Raw genomic sequence first — 14,572 nt, forward strand, 5'->3', positions numbered from 1 at the left:
GGGCGGCCGTCACGGGATCAGGACGACCTTGCCCATGGTGGCGCGGGTCTCCAGGGCGCGGTGGGCGGCCGCGGCCTCGGCGAGCGGGAAGCGCTGGACGGCGGGGACCAGGCGCCCGGCGGCGGCCTCGGTGAGGGCGGCGCTCTCCAGGGTGCGGATCGGGTTGATGCCGCCGACGCGGGCCAGCATCGGCGGTCCGACGACCGTCTCCGAGGTGATGCCGCGGGCGGCCAGTTCGGCTTCGCCGAACGTCAGCGGGCCCCCGGTGAGCAGCCCGCCGGCCGACCAGCCGAGGACCAGATGGCGGCCGCCGCGGGCGAGCAGGTCCACGGCCGCGCGGCCCGGTGCGCCGCCGACCGAGTCGAAGACCACGGTGGCGCCGGGGGCGCCGCGCTCGTCGAGGAAGCGGCGCACCAGGTCCGGCCAGCCGTCGTCGGTGTAGTCCACGGCGAGGTCGGCGCCCAGCTCGCGGACGCGGGCCGCCTTGGCGGGGCCGCCGGCCAGGCCGACGGCCGTGGCGCCGGTGTTCTTGGCGTGCTGGACGAGCAGGGAGCCGATGCCGCCGGCGGCGGCCGGGACGAGCGCGATGTCGTCGGCGGTGAGGCCGGCGCAGAGCAGGACGCCCATGGTGGTGCGGCCGGTGCCGATCATGGCGACGGCCTGGGCCGGGTCCAGGCCGTCGGGGATCGCGTGCAGCCGTTCGGCGGCGGTGACGGCCAGTTCGGCGTAGCCGCCCGGGGCCGTGCCCAGGTGGGCGACGACGCGGCGGCCGAGCCAGTCGGGGTCGGTGCCCTCGCCGACCGCGTCGACCGTCCCGGCCACCTCCCGGCCCGGCACGGTCGGGAGGTCGGGCAGCGGCAGCGGGCCGCCCGTCATGCCCTCGCGGAGCGCGGTGTCGACGAGGTGGACGCCCGCCGCGGCCACGGCGATCCGGACCTCGCCCGGGCCCGGTACGGGGTCCTCGAGGGTCTCGGGGACGAGGTTCCCGGCGGGACCGAAGGTGTGCAGCCGTATTGCGCGCATGGCGGAGTCGTCTCCTAGGGGGAGGGCGGGGCGGCCGCCGGTGGCGGGGCCGCCGCGCCGGTGGAGCGGTCAACGGCCGCCACTCTCGTACCTCAACTTGGGTTGAGGTCAACCGGCCGGTGGCGGGCCCGGCCCCGCCGGCACCGTCCCTGCGGGTAATTCCGCAGGTCAGGGCGATTGTCAGTGGGGTGGTCCAGCATGGTGGGTGGAGCGGGAACGGCGAGGGCGGCCGGCCGGGAGCCGGCGGGCCGGACGGAGGTGGTGAGCGCGTGGCAGGGCGTGGCGGGGAGACGGTGCGGCCGGTGCGGCGGCCGCAGGTGCGGCTGCCGGAGCTGCGGGAGTACGGCGGCGGGGGGCTGGAGCCCGAAGGGGACTACGACGGGCTGGAGTTCGCCGGGGTGGACTGCGCGGGCCAGTCGGCGCGGGGCGCCCGGTTCATGGACTGCGCGCTGCGGCGGTGCGCGCTGGACGAGACGGTGCTGGGCCGGGCCCGGATCATCGACAGCGTGCTGAGCGGGGTGCGCGGCGTCGGCACGGACCTCTCGCAGGCGTCGCTGCGGGACGTGGAGGTGGTGGACGCCCGGCTCGGCGGGACGCAGCTGCACGGTGCGGTGCTGGAGCGGGTGGTGGTGCGCGGCGGGAAGATCGACTTCGCCAATCTGCGCCGGGCCAGGCTGCGGGACGTCGCGTTCGAGGGCTGTGTGCTGGTCGAGGCGGACTTCGGGGGCGCCGAGCTGGAGCGGGTGTCGTTCGAGGACTGCACGCTGGCGCGGGTGGACTTCACGGCGGCCCGGATGAAGGACGTCGATCTGCGCGGGGCGGCCGGGCTGGACATCGCGCGCGGGATCGACTGCCTGGGCGGTGCGGTGATCAGCACGGCCCAACTCCTGGAGCTGGCCCCGGCGTTCGCCGCCCAGGTGGGCGTCCGGGTGGACTGAGGCGGGAGCGGCGGAGGGGCGGTCAGATGCGGGGGAAGCGGGCCTGGAGGGCCCAGACGGCGGGGTTGTCGGCGAGGCCCTCGTGCATATCGGCGAGGTCGGCGACCAGGTCGTGCAGGAAGTCGCGGGCCTCGCGGCGCAGCGCGGCGTGGTTGAAGGTGAGCGGGGCTTCCTCGACCGGCACCCAGTCGGCGGTGACCTCGACCCAGCCGAAGCGCCGCTCGAAGAGCATCCGGTCGCTGGACTCGGTGAAGTCCAGTTCGGCGCGGACGGGGCGGGCGGAGCGGCTGCCGAGGGGGTCGCGGTCGAGCTGCTCGACGATGTCGCAGAGCGCCCAGGCGAAGTCGAGCACCGGCACCCATCCCCAGGCCGTGGACAGCTCCCGGTCGCTCTCGGTGTCCGCGAGGTAGACGTCGCCGCAGAAGAGGTCGTGGCGCAGGGTGCGCACGTCCGCGGTCCGGTAGTCCGTCTGCGGCGGGTCCGGGAAGCGGCGGGAGAGGGAGTAGCCGAGGTCGATCACGCCTCGATGGTGTCACGCGCGGCGGCGCCCCGGCGCGGCGGACGGAGAGCCCGCACGGCCCGCGGGCCCGGACGGTCCGCGGGTGGCCCTGGACGGCCGGACGGCCCGCGGGTGGCCGGACGGCCTGCGCCCGCGCCCGGGCCCGCCCCGCCCGCCGCGCCCATCGCCCCGACCGTCCCCGCGCCCGCGCCCCCTGCGCACCCGTCCCCCGGCCTCCGCTCTACGGCAGGGTGAGCACCCGCGGGCCGTCGTCCGTCACCGCGACGGTGTGCTCGAAGTGGGCGGCGCGGCTGCCGTCGGAGGTGCGCAGGGTCCAGCCGTCGGGTGCGGTGGTGTAGTCGTTGCCGCCGCCGGCGAGGAACATCGGCTCGATGGCGAGGACCAGGCCGTGCCGCAGGACGTAACCGCGGCCCGGCCGGCCGTCGTTGGGGACGCCGGGGTCCTCGTGCATGGACCGGCCGATGCCGTGGCCGCCGAAGTCCTCGGGGATGCCGTAGCCGGCCGCGCGGCCGATGCTGCCGATGGCATGCGAGATGTCGCCGATCCGGGCGCCGACCACGGCCGCCGCGATGCCCGCCTCCAGGGCGCGCCGGGTGGTCTCCCGCAGCTGCCGGTCCGCGGGAGATTCGGTGCCGACCGTGAAGCTGGTGGCCGCGTCGCCGGCCCAGCCGTCGACGAGCGCGCCGCAGTCGATGCTGACCAGGTCGCCGTCGCGCAGCCGGTAGCCGTCCGGTACGCCGTGCACGATCGCGTCGTTGACGGACGCGCAGATCACCGCGGGGAACGGGGTGGGCGCGAAGGACGGGCGGTAGCCGAGGAAGGGGGACGTGGCGCCGGCCTCGCGCAGGACGGCGCGGGCCACCTCGTCCAGCTCCCGCAGGCGCACGCCGGGCGCGGCCGCGGCCCGTACGGCGGCCAGCGCGTCCGCGACGACCCGGCCGGCCACCCGCATCGCCGCCAGCGACGCGTTGTTCTTGATCTCCACCATCGGTATGCCTCCCACTCCGCGGCCGGTGCGCGCGCCGCCCGCCCCCCGCTGCCTGCCGCGGCGGGTGGGCGGGCCCGGGCCCCGCTCCGCTACCGGTACCCCTGCACCGGTGTCCCTGGACCGGTATTTGAATACCGGTATTTGTTTACCGGTATTAGTATCACGGGCATGGTGCGGACTCCACTGACCCCCTGGGAACGCGAACGCGGTGAGCGCCTGGGCGCGCTGCTGCGGGCGGCGCGCGGCGAACGGAGCATGGTCGAGGTCGCCGCGGCGGCCGGCCTGTCCGCCGAGACGCTGCGGAAGATCGAGACCGGGCGGGCGCCGACCCCGGCGTTCTTCACGGTCGCCGCGCTCGCCGGCACGCTCGGGCTGTCGCTGGACGAGGTGGCCGCGCTGGCCGCCCCGCCCGGGGCGCCCCCCGGGGACGCCGAGCACGGCAGCGCGGCCGCCTGACGCCCGTACGCGCGAACGCCGGAGGCCGGCCCCCCGGGTGGGGAGCCGGCCTCCGGCAGCCGTCGGTGTGCGGCGTGGCTCAGACGTTCACCCCGAAGTCCTGGGCGATACCGCGCAGGCCGGAGGCGTAACCCTGGCCCACGGCGCGGAACTTCCACTCCGCGCCGTGGCGGTACAGCTCGCCGAAGACCATGGCGGTCTCGGTGGCGGCGTCCTCGCTGAGGTCGTAGCGCGCGATCTCGGCGCCGCCGGCCTGGTTGACGATGCGGATGAAGGCGTTCCGCACCTGGCCGAAGTTCTGGCCGCGGTTCTCGGCGTCGTAGATGGAGACCGGGAAGACGATCTTGTCGATCTCGGCCGGCAGCGCGGTGAGGTTCACGTGGATCGACTCGTCGTCGCCCTCGCCCTGGCCGGTGGTGTTGTCACCGGCGTGGACGATGGACTGGTCCGGCGTCGACTTGTTGTTGAAGAAGATGAAGTGCTGGTCGGAGTGGACCTTGCCGGAGCCGTTGACCGCGATGGCGCTGGCGTCGAGGTCGAAGTCCGTGCCCGTGGTCGTGCGGACGTCCCAGCCGAGGCCGACCGTGACGGCGGACAGGCCCGGCGCCTCCTTGGTGAGCGAGACGTTGCCGCCCTTGGACAGGCTTACAGCCATGGGATGTCCCTTTCCTCTGCGAGTCGGTGGTACCGGCGGTGCGGCGGCCGTGCCCGGGAGCGCGGCCGCTGTCATCCACCTCAACGCCGCGGAGTGACCGGGTGGTTCCCCCCGGCTTTACTTTCTTTGCCGAATCCTGATGCCGGGCGCGGAGCCGGAAACCGCGGTCGCGGAGCCGGAACCCGCGGGCGCCTACCGGCCGCCGGCGCCGGAAACCGGGGTGACGTGGGCCCGGAGCCGCGGGATCATGGGGGGCATGTCCGGACCCCATGTCATCCGCGGTTCGGTCGTCCTGCCGGAGGCCGAGCTGGTCTGGCGGTTCTCCCGCTCCTCCGGCCCGGGCGGCCAGCACGTCAACGTCACCGACAGCCAGGTCGAGTTGCGCTTCGACCTCGCGCGCACCACGGCGCTGCCCCCGGTGTGGCGCGAGCGGGCCCTGGAGCGGCTGGCGGGCCGGCTGGCCGACGGCGTGCTGACGGTGCGCGCCTCCGAGCACCGCTCCCAGTGGCGCAACCGCGAGACCGCCGCCGTGCGGATGGCCGCACTGCTCGCCGAGGCGACCGCGCCGCCGCCCGCACCGCGCCGCAAGACCCGCATCCCGCGGGGTATCAACGAGCGCCGGCTGCGCGAGAAGAAGCAGCGCGGCGAGACCAAGCGGGGCCGCTCCGGCCGCGATTGGGGCTGAGCGGCGCCCGCCCGCGGCCGTACCGCTTGCGGCCCGTACCACCCGCGGCCCGGCCCGCCGTCCGCCGCGCGGTTTCCTAGCCCAGGTGCCGGTACTTCCCCCGGAAGTACGCCAGCGGACCGTGGTCCTCGTCGGCGGTGGTGGCGGCCAGCACCCGGCCGATGACGAGGGTGTGGTCCCCGGCGACCACCCGCTGCTCGGTGCGGCACTCCAGCGCCGCCAGCGCACCCCCGATGAGCGGCGCACCGGACGCTTCGCCCCGTACGGACGGAATGTCCTGGAAGAGCAGTCGATCGCTGATGCGGCCCTTCATTGCGAATCGTGCCGCTACCTGCCGCTGCTGCTCCGCCAGGACCGAAACGGCCCACAGCGGCTGCTGCGCCAGCAGGTCGTCCATCCGCGAGTCGTTGCGAACGCTCACCATCACCAGCGGCGGGTCCAGCGACACCGACAGGAACGCGGTGGCGGTCATGCCGACGTCCTCCCCGCGCGCACCGGCGTCCGGATCGTGCGCGGTGATCAGCACCACTCCGGCGGCGAGGCGGGACAGGGCGGCTCGGAACTCGTCGTCACTCACACCGACAGCATGCGCGATCGGCCCGTCGCCGGGCACGGGGGCGAGGGCGACGGTGGGTGCGGTGGCGGCGGAGCCGGCGGCCGGGGCGGTGGCAGGAGTCTTCGTGAACACGCCATGAACGCTAACGCCGCGCGATCCGGCCGCGCATCGGGCCCCGGGACGACCCGCGCCCTAGGTCCGAGGGACGAGGTTGCGGCCCCGCCGCTCCCGTTCGCTCCGGTCCGCCGCCCGGCCGCAGGGCGGGCCCGTGCGGTCCGTATCCGCCCCGGCGGGCGCCGCGTTCCGGCCGCCGGCTGGCCGGAATTTGCGTTCAGGAAGTTTTCAGACGGTGTGCGGACGGCGTTCGGGCGGCCGGCCGCGGCGCCGGCCGGCGGTCCGTAACGACCTGTCACAGATTGTGACTTGAGTCACATGGGCCGGTAATTGTTGACCCTGTGTACCGAGTGAACAGCTCACTGTGATTCAGTGAGCGTGGAATCGGACGACAAAGAAATCGGTGGAGTTGCTGTCGAGGTCTCAGGGAGAGCGAGCGATGGAGACCGAGTCGGAGCCCTATGTCCGTCTTGCGACCCTGCGGCAGCTGCACCAAGTGGTCGCCGAACTGAACACCGCCCGCAGCCTTGCGGACACCCTGCAGTCCGTCGCCGACGGGGCGATCGTCGGGCTCGGCTACGAGCTCGCCGCGGTCAACCTCGTACGGCCGGACGGCGATCTCGTGGTCGCCGCGGTGGCCGGGAGCGCGGGCGCGGAGGCGCTGATGGCCGGCCGGGTGGGCTCGCGCGCCTCCTGGGAGCGCCGGCTGTCCATGGGGGAGCGCTGGGGCGACCTGCGCTTCATCCCGTACACCGAGGGCTGGGTGCTGGACGACGACGATGTGCCGCAGTGGCACACCGCCGGCCCCGCGCCGCGCTTCCCCGACGAGTGGCACCCCATGGACCGCCTCTTCGCGCCCATGTACACCGCCGCCAACGGCAGCGGTGAACTGCTCGGCGTGCTCTCCGTGGACCGGCCGCGCAACGGGCGGCGCCCCGGCCCCTGGGGCCAGGAGGCGCTCCAGATGTACGCGTTCCAGTCCGCCATCGCGATCAGCAACGCCCGGCTGCGGGCCAACATGCAGCGCGCCCTGGTCCGCCTGGAGCGCGAGCAGCAGGCGCTGCGGGCCAGCGAGGAGAGCTTCCGGCAGGCGTTCGAGTACGCGCCGAGCGGGATGGCCGTCGCCGAGATGGGCGGCGACCAGCACGGACGGCTGCTGCGCACCAACGACGCGCTGTGCCGGCTGCTGGGCCGCCCGGCCTCCGCGATGCGCCGGCTGTCGTTCTCCGACATCTGCCACCCCGAGGACATCGGCACCCTGCTGCGCACCTCCGCCGAGGGCGGCCGGGCCGAGCTGCGGCTGCTGCGCCGCGACGGCACGTACGTGTGGGTCTCGCTGCGCAACTCCGTGGTCGCCGACACCGCCGACGGCCCCCGCTTCCTGCTCACCCACGTCGAGGACATCGAGGAGCGCAAGCGGCACGAGCTCCAGCTGGCGCACCGGGCCAGCCACGACTCGCTGACCGGGCTGCCCAACAGCGCCGAACTGCGGGCCCGGCTCTCCGCCCGGCTGTGCTCCCGCCCGCCCAGCGCGCTCGCCGACGCCTACGCCTCCTCGGGCACCGACCCGCGCACCGGTCACGGCTTCCCCGGGGACGGGCCGGAGCCGTTCGACGGCCTCGACGGCTTCGAGGGCGAACCGCCCCGGCCGCTGCCCGGCGCGCTGCCGTTCGACCACCACGTGCACCTGTCCGCGCCCGCGGACGGCGCCGAGGACGACGGCGCCAAGGGCCTGGCGGTGCTCTTCTGCGACCTGGACGGCTTCAAGTCGATCAACGACCGCTTCGGGCACAACACCGGCGACGCGGTGCTGATCGAGGTCGCCCGCCGGCTGACCAGCGGCGTCCGGGACGGCGACACCGTCGCCCGGCTCGGCGGCGACGAGTTCGTGGTGCTCGCCGACGGGCTGGGCACCGCCGACGCCCAGGACCTCGCGGTCCGGCTGCGGAACGCGATCCTCCCGCCGATCCGGGTGGAGGGCCGGGCCGTCCGGGTCGGCGCCAGCTTCGGCATCGGCTGGGCGAGCTGCGGGATGACCGCCGAGGAGGTCCTGGAGTCGGCCGACCAGCGGATGTACGTCGAGAAGCGGCGGTCGAAGGCCGGCCGGCGGGCGGCCGGCTGAGGCGGCCGCCCGCCCCGGCACCGGGTCCGGGCCGGGGCGGCGTATCTCACACCGGTGGCGTCCTGCCTGGGCACGGCGCGTTCACCGAGTCGTAGTGATCTTGTGAAGGTCCGGGACCGGCGTCGCCCGGCCCCGACGGGGTAGGCTGCGCCGATGCGGCGCGGCGGCGCCGGTGGCCCCGGAAGCCCGCGCGAAAGCCCCGCGCACGTGGACGGACGCGCACAGGCGCGAGAGACCGCTTGGGAGTGACACCGAATGACGGCCGGCAACAACGGCGCCGACACGCCGGAGAACGACGACCCCTTCGCCCACCTCTACCGCTCGGAGGGCGGCGAGGGCGGGGCGGGTGCCGGCGCCGCGCGGCAGCCGGGCGTCCCGCGGACCTCCTACAACCAGGTGCGCACGGTCGGCCAGCGCCAGTACGGCACCCAGCAGACCGCCCAGCCGTACGGGCGGCAGAACCCGCACTACGCGGCCCCCGAGACCCTGCCCGGCGGCGGCGCCGGCGACCGCGCCCGCCCGGCGCCGCCCGCCCCCGAGCCCCGCAAGGGCCGCAACGGCCTGCTGATCGGCGCCGTCGCGGTGGTGGCGGTGGTGTGCATAGGCATCGGCGCGGCGATGCTGACCAACAGCAACGGAGACCAGGGCGACACCGCGCAGAAGCCGGGCCCGTCGCCCGCCGACACGGTCAAGCCCAGCGACAAGCCCGCCCACAAGCCCACCCCGGGCGCCCTCCCCAAGGACGACGCGGGCGCGCTGCGCCTGGACGGCGGCGCCGTCACCGCCAAGGACGTCCCCGGCGCCCGCACCGCCAGCGGCTCCTACGTGGCCGGGATGAACACCCCCGGCGCGTCGGCCACCTGGACCCTGGACGTCGACGCCCCCGGCCAGTACAAGCTCTGGGTCGGCTACGGCGTGCCCGGCAAGGACGCCAACCTCACGCTGAACGTGAACGGCCAGGCCCTGAGCCGGCCGATAAGCCTCAAGAACTTCGCCCACGCCCCCGAGGGCGCCTGGGACAAGGGCTGGACCAGGTCCTGGTCGTACGTCCAGCTCAACAAGGGCACCAACACCATCAAGCTGTCCTGCGAGAACGGCAACCAGTGCGAGGTCAACCTCGACCAGGTCTGGCTCGCCCGCTCCTGACACCGGGGGCCCGGCAGGACCGGCGGCCGGACCGCCCGGCCGCCCGCGCCCGGCCCTGGGCCGCGCCGGGCACCGCGTCCGCCGCCGGCCGCTATGCCGCCGGACGCTCCGTCACCACCACGTGGGCCAGCAGCTCCTCGTAGACCGCGGCGTCGAACTCGCCGGCGGCCCGGGCCCGTACGGTCGCCGCGGAGAGGGCCACCGCGCGGCGGAGCCGGTCCGGCCAGGGCAGTTCCTCGACGAGTCCGGAGAGCAGGCCGGCCACCGCGGAGTCGCCGGCGCCGGTGGGGTTGCCGGCGAGCCGGCGCGGCGGGGCGGCCTGCCAGGCGCCGTCGGCGGTGACCGCGAGCATCCCGTCCGGGCCGAGCGAGGCGGCCACCGCGTGCGCGCCGCGGCGGCGGGCGTCCCGGGCGGCGCGCAGCGGTTCGGTGGAGCCGGTGAGCGCGGCGAGTTCGTCGGCGTTGGGTTTGGCGAGGTCGGGGCGGGCGGCCAGGCCGCGGCGCAGCGGTTCGCCGCTGGTGTCCAGCAGGACCGGGACGCCGGCCGTGCGGGCGGCGCGGGTGAGCCGGGCGTAGACGTCCACCGGCACGCCGGGCGGCAGGCTGCCGCACAGCGCCACCGCCTCGGCGTCGGCCAGCAGGTCGCGGTAGGTGCCGAGGAAGGCGGCCCATTCGGCCGGGGAGACGGTCGGGCCCGGTTCGTTGAGCTGGGTGGTGTCGCCGGTGGCGGCGTCCACGACGGCGACGGTGCGGCGGGTGGCGCCGCCGACCGGGACCAGCGCGTCGGTGACGGCGGTCTCCTGGGTGAGCAGGGCGCGCAGCGCCTGGCCGGTGCCGCCGCCCGCGAAGCCGGTGGCGACGGTGCGGTGGCCGAGCGCGGCCAGCACCCGGGCGACGTTCAGGCCCTTGCCGCCGGGGCGTTCGATGACCTCGGTGACGCGGTGGGTGGTGTGCGGGCGGAGCCGGGGGACGCGGTAGGTGATGTCCAGGGCGGCGTTCAGCGTGACCGTGAGGATCATGGTCTCCCCTCCGGGAGGAGGCCGGCCGGACGGCCGTGGGTGAGGGCACCGCGTTCCGCGGTGGCATACGGACAAGTGCGCGAGTGATCATGCCATCGCGAACGGCCGTAGCCCAGACCCGGCCGGCCACCCCGTCCGGCCCGTGCGCCGGTGCGGCGGCCGGACCACCGGGCACCTCCCGGCAGCGGCCGGGCGGCCCGGCCACCCGGGTCAGACGCCCGGTGGACGCACCAGCCAGCTGCCCTGCCGCATCACGCCCGCGACCTCGTAGCGGTCGTCGAGCACCACCAGGTCGGCGTCCTTGCCGGCCTCCAGGGAGCCGGTCCGGCCGTCGATGCCCAGCAGCCGCGCGGGGTTGGCGGACAGCGCCTGCACGGCCTGCCCGACGGTCAGCCCGTCGATGGTCACGGCCCGGCGGAAGGCCCGGTCCAGGGTGAGCGTGGAGCCGGCGATGGAGCCCGCGGTGGGGCCCTCGCTGATCCGCGCGACGCCGTCCTTGACCTCGACCCGCATCGGGCCGAGCGGATACATCCCGTCGCTCATCCCGGCGGCGCCCATCGCGTCGGTGATGAACGCGACGCGTCCGGCGCCCGCCTCGCGGAACGCCAACCGGAGCGCGGCGGGGTGCAGATGGGTCCCGTCGTTGATCAGCTCGACGGTGACCCGCTCGTCCTCCAGCAGCGCGGCGACCGGGCCGGGGGCGCGGTGGCCGAGCGGCGGCATCGCGTTGAAGAGGTGGGTGGCGACGGTGGCGCCGGCGTCGATGGCCTGCCGGGCGGCGTCGTAGCCGGAGTCGGTGTGGCCGACCGCGGCGATCACCCCGGCCTCGGCGAGCAGCCGGACGGACGCGAGGCCGCCGGGGAGTTCGGGGGCGAGGGTCATCATCACGGCGGTGCCGCGGGCCGCGTCGATCAGCCGGCGGACGTCGGCCGGGTCCGGGTCGCGCAGCAGTCCGGGCTGGTGGGCGCCGCAGCGGTGCGGGGAGATGAACGGGCCCTCGAAGTGGATACCGGCCAGGTCGCCCTGCTGCACCAGCTCCGCCAGGACCCCGGCCTGCCGCGCCAGGTCGTCCAGGTCACCGGTGACGGTGGAGGCCGCCATCGAGGTGGTGCCGTGCCGGCGGTGGGTGTCGATGGCGGTCAGGCACTCGCCGGGGTCGGCGGACGAGAAGGAGCCGCCGCCCCCGCCGTGCACGTGCAGGTCGACGAAGCCGGGCACGACCAGATACCCGGTCAGGTCGGTGGTGGCCGCCGCGCCGCCCGGGGCGCCGGCCGCGTCCGCCGCCGCCCCGGTGTCCCCGCCCCGGCTGCGGACCGCGGCGATCCGGGTGCCCTCGACGGTGATCACGGCGTCGTCGGTGACGCCGGAGGGGCGGGCGACCCGGGCACCGGCCAGCACGGTGCGCCCGCCCTCCGGGGCCCGTCCCGCGGACTGTTGGTGTGCCATCAGGCGGTTACCTCCGTTGCGAGAAGATCCCAGGCGAGCAGTCCTGCGCCCAGGCAGCCGGCGGCGTCCCCGAGGGCCGCCGGGACGATCGAGGGGAGCTGCTGGAAGGTAACGCGCCGGGCGACCGCCTCCCGCAGCGGTGCGAACAGCGTGTCGCCGGCCTCGGCGAGCCCGCCGCCGATGATCACCGTCCGCGGGTCGAGCAGGGTCAGCCCGGTGACCAGGCCGTCGGCGAGCGCGTCCACGGCGTCCTGCCAGACGGCCAGGGCGCGGGGGTCGCCGGACCGCACGGCCTTGGCGCAGTCCGCGGCGCCGGCCCGCGGATCGCCGCAGGCGGCGGCCCAGTCGCGGCCCACCGCGGCGGCCGAGGCCACCGTCTCCAGGCAGCCGCGCCGGCCGCAGCCGCACTCCCGGCCGCCGGGCCGGACGGTGATGTGGCCGATCTCGCCGGCGCCGCCGTGCGCACCGGCCTCGATGCGGCCGGCGATGCCGATGGCGCCGGCGATGCCGGTGCCCAGGGGGACGAAGAGGAAGCGGTCGGCGTCGCGGCCGGCGCCGATCCGGCCCTCGGCCAGCCCGCCGGCCCGCACGTCGTGGCCGAGCGCGACCGGCACCCCGCCGAGGCGCTCGGCGAGCAGGGCCCGCAGCGGGACGTCGCGCCAGCCGAGGTTGGCGGCGTAGACGGCGGTGCCGGCGGCCTCGTCGACGATGCCGGGGACGGCGACGCCGGCGGCCAGCGCGGGGCCGCCGAACCGCTCCCGGCCGAGGTCGCGCAGCTCGGCGGCGAAACCGAGGATGGACGCGACGACGGCCTCGGGGCCGCGCTCGCGGGCGGTGGGGCGCCGCGCCTCGTGCAGGAGGGTGCCGTCGGCCCCGGCGAGGGCGGCCTTCATTCCGGTGCCGCCCACATCAAGGGCGATGACGTGTCTCACGGGGGACAGTGTCGCGCGATCCGCCGATAAAGGTCTAGTCCACTCACCGTGCGGATCGCCACGCCGGTCCGCACGCCCCGGCCCTTCGGTCCCGCCGGGTCCGCTGCCCGGATCCGGGCAGCGCGTACGCGCCGGTAGCACCCGCCGGCCGCTATCCCACAGCAGTGCTGACCTGCGCAAGAGGCGGGGCGATACGGAATCCGAATAGCGGGTGGTGTAGACCTTGTGGGGGACAGGGGAGAGACTCGCTGTTCCACGCCGATTCGCGGGCGATCCCCGCGACGGCGAGGGAAGACCCGCAAGCGCGGAAATTTCGGGACAAAGGGGCGGTAGTAGCGGTGCGACGGCGGTACGTGAGCCTGGCGGCGGCGGGACTCGCCGCGACCATGACCCTGACCCTCACCGGCTGCGGCAGCGGCGCCGGCAGCGGCGTCACCCTGACCCTGGTCGCCGCGGACTACGGCGACAGCAGCAAGGCCAACAGCTCCCGGCACTACTGGGACGCCCTGGTGCGCGAGTTCGAGGAGAAGAACCCCGGCATCCACGTCGACGTCTCGGTCTACAGCTGGACCGACGTCGACAAGAAGGTCGAGGACCTCGTCCACGCCGGCAAGGCCCCCGACATGGCGCAGATCGGCGCGTACGCCGACTACGCCGCGCACGGCAAGCTCTACAGCGCCGACGACCTGCTCTCCATCCCGGTCCAGGCCGACTTCGAGCCGTCCCTCGCGGAGGCCGGCGAATACCAGCGGCGCCAGTACGGCATGCCCTTCGGCGCCAGCACCCGGCGGCTCTTCTACAACAAGACGCTGTTCACCCAGGCCGGCATCACCACCCCGCCGCAGAACTGGAACGACATCATCAGCGACGCCCAGGCGCTGAAGGCGCACGGTGTGAAGATCCCCTTCGCGCTGCCGCTGGGCCCCGAGGAGACCCAGGCCGAGACGCTGGAGTGGATGCTCGCCGGCGGCGGCGGCTACACCGACCAGATCGGCAAATACACCATCAACTCGCCCGAGAACGTCAAGACGTTCGAGTGGCTCAAGAAGAACCTCGTCGGCAAGGGCCTCACCGGCACCGACCCCGCCAAGCTCAACCGCGAGGACGCCTTCGCCGCCTTCACCGCCGGCGACGTCGGCATGCTCAACGGCCACCCCACCCTCATGAAGCAGGCCGAGGCCAAGGGCATCGACTACGGCACCGTCGAACTCCCCGGCGCCACCGGCAAGGCCAAGGCCACCATGGGCGTCGCCGACTGGATGATGGCGTTCAAGCAGAACGGCCACCGCACCGAGGTCGGCACGTTCCTCGACTTCGTCTACAGCCGGAAGAACGTCCTGAAGTTCTCCGCCGACTACAACCTGCTGCCGGTCACCACCTCCGCCTCCCAGGCGATGCTCGCCGACGACCGCTTCAGCAAGCTCCACGGCTTCCTCGAACAGCTCCCCAACGCCGCGTTCTACCCGTCCGACAAGACGTCCTGGCCGCTGGTCTCCAAGACCATCAAGGCCCGGATGGGCGCCACCGTCGGCCCGCGCGGCAACCCCTCCGCGACCCTCACCGACATCCAGAACATCGCGGACACCGCCGACAACGCCGCCGAGTAGCGGCCCCGGGGGTGGGCTTATCGTGGGAAGGTGACGAGGGACGGCGGGCAGCGATGACGGACGGCACCGGCAGCGGCACCCCCGGGACCGCCGGCGGGCCCGGCCAGGGGCTCTCCGCCCGCGAGGCGGCGGTGCTCGGCGTCGAGCGCCGCTCCTGGCCCGGCCCCGGCGCCAAGGAACGCGCCATCCGCGAACAGCTCGGCATCTCCCCGACCCGCTACTACCAGCTCCTCAACGCCCTCCTCGACGACCCCCGTGCGCTGGCGCACGACCCGGTGACCGTCAACCGCCTGCGCCGCGTACGCGACGCGCGGCGGGCGCGCCGCTGACCCGCCCCGCCCCGGCCCCCGGCCCCGCCCGCAGCCC

Annotated in this window: 15 protein-coding genes; 7 read left to right on the forward strand and 8 right to left on the reverse strand. The window is 75.1% G+C overall.

Features of this window, described 5'->3' with window-relative positions:
* Positions 1 to 9 precede the first annotated feature (9 nt).
* Complete coding sequence (locus tag MUU72_RS16345) at positions 10 to 1,023, reverse strand: zinc-binding dehydrogenase (RefSeq protein ID WP_248013981.1); 1,014 nt, start codon at positions 1,021 to 1,023, stop codon at positions 10 to 12.
* 293 nt (positions 1,024 to 1,316) lie between these two features.
* Between MUU72_RS16345 and MUU72_RS16350 the strand changes: the two genes are divergently transcribed.
* On the forward strand, positions 1,317 to 1,961 hold the full coding sequence (locus MUU72_RS16350; RefSeq protein ID WP_308403828.1) for a pentapeptide repeat-containing protein: 645 nt from the start codon (positions 1,317 to 1,319) through the stop codon (positions 1,959 to 1,961).
* Positions 1,962 to 1,983: 22 nt separating this feature from the next.
* On the opposite strand, the gene MUU72_RS16355 is transcribed toward MUU72_RS16350, so the two are convergent.
* Together MUU72_RS16355 and map are read right to left on the reverse strand one after the other, a co-directional pair.
* Positions 1,984 to 2,481 carry a hypothetical protein gene (locus MUU72_RS16355; protein WP_248013983.1) on the reverse strand — a complete coding sequence of 166 codons (498 nt, stop codon included), beginning with the start codon at positions 2,479 to 2,481 and terminating at the stop codon, positions 1,984 to 1,986.
* A gap of 220 nt (positions 2,482 to 2,701) precedes the next feature.
* Positions 2,702 to 3,469, reverse strand: a complete 768-nt coding sequence (map, locus tag MUU72_RS16360) for a type I methionyl aminopeptidase (protein ID WP_248013984.1) — start codon at positions 3,467 to 3,469, stop codon at positions 2,702 to 2,704.
* A 168-nt stretch (positions 3,470 to 3,637) separates the two neighbouring features.
* Between map and MUU72_RS16365 the strand changes: the two genes are divergently transcribed.
* A complete protein-coding gene (locus MUU72_RS16365; RefSeq protein ID WP_248013985.1) occupies positions 3,638 to 3,925 on the forward strand; it encodes a helix-turn-helix domain-containing protein in 288 nt (95 codons plus the stop codon).
* 79 nt (positions 3,926 to 4,004) lie between these two features.
* Here MUU72_RS16365 and MUU72_RS16370 read toward each other — a convergent pair whose 3' ends face one another.
* Positions 4,005 to 4,580, reverse strand: coding sequence for a TerD family protein (locus tag MUU72_RS16370; RefSeq protein WP_248013986.1), 576 nt, complete (start codon positions 4,578 to 4,580; stop codon positions 4,005 to 4,007).
* Positions 4,581 to 4,836: 256 nt separating this feature from the next.
* On the opposite strand from MUU72_RS16370, the gene arfB reads away from it, so the two are divergent.
* Positions 4,837 to 5,265 carry an alternative ribosome rescue aminoacyl-tRNA hydrolase ArfB gene (gene arfB, locus MUU72_RS16375; protein ID WP_248013987.1) on the forward strand — a complete coding sequence of 143 codons (429 nt, stop codon included), beginning with the start codon at positions 4,837 to 4,839 and terminating at the stop codon, positions 5,263 to 5,265.
* Positions 5,266 to 5,341: 76 nt separating this feature from the next.
* On the opposite strand, the gene MUU72_RS16380 is transcribed toward arfB, so the two are convergent.
* Positions 5,342 to 5,953 carry a flavin reductase family protein gene (locus tag MUU72_RS16380; RefSeq protein ID WP_248013988.1) on the reverse strand — a complete coding sequence of 204 codons (612 nt, stop codon included), beginning with the start codon at positions 5,951 to 5,953 and terminating at the stop codon, positions 5,342 to 5,344.
* A 421-nt stretch (positions 5,954 to 6,374) separates the two neighbouring features.
* On the opposite strand from MUU72_RS16380, the gene cdgB reads away from it, so the two are divergent.
* Positions 6,375 to 8,057 (forward strand): diguanylate cyclase domain-containing protein, encoded by a 1,683-nt coding sequence (gene cdgB, locus MUU72_RS16385; protein ID WP_248013989.1) that lies wholly within the window; start codon positions 6,375 to 6,377, stop codon positions 8,055 to 8,057.
* A 255-nt stretch (positions 8,058 to 8,312) separates the two neighbouring features.
* The gene (locus MUU72_RS16390) at positions 8,313 to 9,203 is read left to right on the forward strand and encodes a carbohydrate-binding protein (protein WP_248013990.1); all 891 of its coding nucleotides are present in this window, start codon (positions 8,313 to 8,315) and stop codon (positions 9,201 to 9,203) included.
* A 91-nt stretch (positions 9,204 to 9,294) separates the two neighbouring features.
* Here MUU72_RS16390 and MUU72_RS16395 read toward each other — a convergent pair whose 3' ends face one another.
* The 3 genes from MUU72_RS16395 to MUU72_RS16405 form a co-directional block, all read right to left on the reverse strand.
* Positions 9,295 to 10,221, reverse strand: coding sequence for a 1-phosphofructokinase family hexose kinase (locus tag MUU72_RS16395; protein ID WP_248013991.1), 927 nt, complete (start codon positions 10,219 to 10,221; stop codon positions 9,295 to 9,297).
* A 210-nt stretch (positions 10,222 to 10,431) separates the two neighbouring features.
* Positions 10,432 to 11,667: an N-acetylglucosamine-6-phosphate deacetylase gene (nagA, locus tag MUU72_RS16400; protein WP_248013992.1), complete on the reverse strand. Its 1,236-nt coding sequence runs from the start codon at positions 11,665 to 11,667 to the stop codon at positions 10,432 to 10,434.
* Positions 11,667 to 12,599 carry an ROK family protein gene (locus MUU72_RS16405; RefSeq protein WP_248013993.1) on the reverse strand — a complete coding sequence of 311 codons (933 nt, stop codon included), beginning with the start codon at positions 12,597 to 12,599 and terminating at the stop codon, positions 11,667 to 11,669. The genes nagA and MUU72_RS16405 overlap by 1 nt, the downstream gene beginning before the upstream one ends.
* Positions 12,600 to 12,937: 338 nt before the next feature.
* On the opposite strand from MUU72_RS16405, the gene MUU72_RS16410 reads away from it, so the two are divergent.
* Both MUU72_RS16410 and MUU72_RS16415 read left to right on the forward strand, forming a co-directional pair.
* Positions 12,938 to 14,206: an ABC transporter substrate-binding protein gene (locus MUU72_RS16410; RefSeq protein WP_248013994.1), complete on the forward strand. Its 1,269-nt coding sequence runs from the start codon at positions 12,938 to 12,940 to the stop codon at positions 14,204 to 14,206.
* 53 nt (positions 14,207 to 14,259) lie between these two features.
* Positions 14,260 to 14,535: a DUF3263 domain-containing protein gene (locus tag MUU72_RS16415; RefSeq protein WP_248013995.1), complete on the forward strand. Its 276-nt coding sequence runs from the start codon at positions 14,260 to 14,262 to the stop codon at positions 14,533 to 14,535.
* Positions 14,536 to 14,572: the final 37 nt, after the last annotated feature.

It is taken from the genome of Streptomyces rhizoryzae (genome assembly GCF_023155275.1).
Taxonomy (GTDB): Bacteria; Actinomycetota; Actinomycetes; order Streptomycetales; family Streptomycetaceae; genus Streptomyces; species Streptomyces rhizoryzae.

Excerpts from the sequence above, each read along its gene's own strand:
- MUU72_RS16345 (WP_248013981.1), bottom strand. The coding sequence starts at position 1,023 with ATGCGCGCAATACGGCTGCACACCTTCGGTCCCGCCGGGAACCTCGTC.
- map (WP_248013984.1), bottom strand. The coding sequence starts at position 3,469 with ATGGTGGAGATCAAGAACAACGCGTCGCTGGCGGCGATGCGGGTGGCC.
- MUU72_RS16365 (WP_248013985.1), top strand. The coding sequence starts at position 3,638 with ATGGTGCGGACTCCACTGACCCCCTGGGAACGCGAACGCGGTGAGCGC.
- MUU72_RS16370 (WP_248013986.1), bottom strand. The coding sequence starts at position 4,580 with ATGGCTGTAAGCCTGTCCAAGGGCGGCAACGTCTCGCTCACCAAGGAG.
- arfB (WP_248013987.1), top strand. The coding sequence starts at position 4,837 with ATGTCCGGACCCCATGTCATCCGCGGTTCGGTCGTCCTGCCGGAGGCC.
- cdgB (WP_248013989.1), top strand. The coding sequence starts at position 6,375 with ATGGAGACCGAGTCGGAGCCCTATGTCCGTCTTGCGACCCTGCGGCAG.
- MUU72_RS16390 (WP_248013990.1), top strand. The coding sequence starts at position 8,313 with ATGACGGCCGGCAACAACGGCGCCGACACGCCGGAGAACGACGACCCC.
- MUU72_RS16395 (WP_248013991.1), bottom strand. The coding sequence starts at position 10,221 with ATGATCCTCACGGTCACGCTGAACGCCGCCCTGGACATCACCTACCGC.
- nagA (WP_248013992.1), bottom strand. The coding sequence starts at position 11,667 with ATGGCACACCAACAGTCCGCGGGACGGGCCCCGGAGGGCGGGCGCACC.
- MUU72_RS16415 (WP_248013995.1), top strand. The coding sequence starts at position 14,260 with ATGACGGACGGCACCGGCAGCGGCACCCCCGGGACCGCCGGCGGGCCC.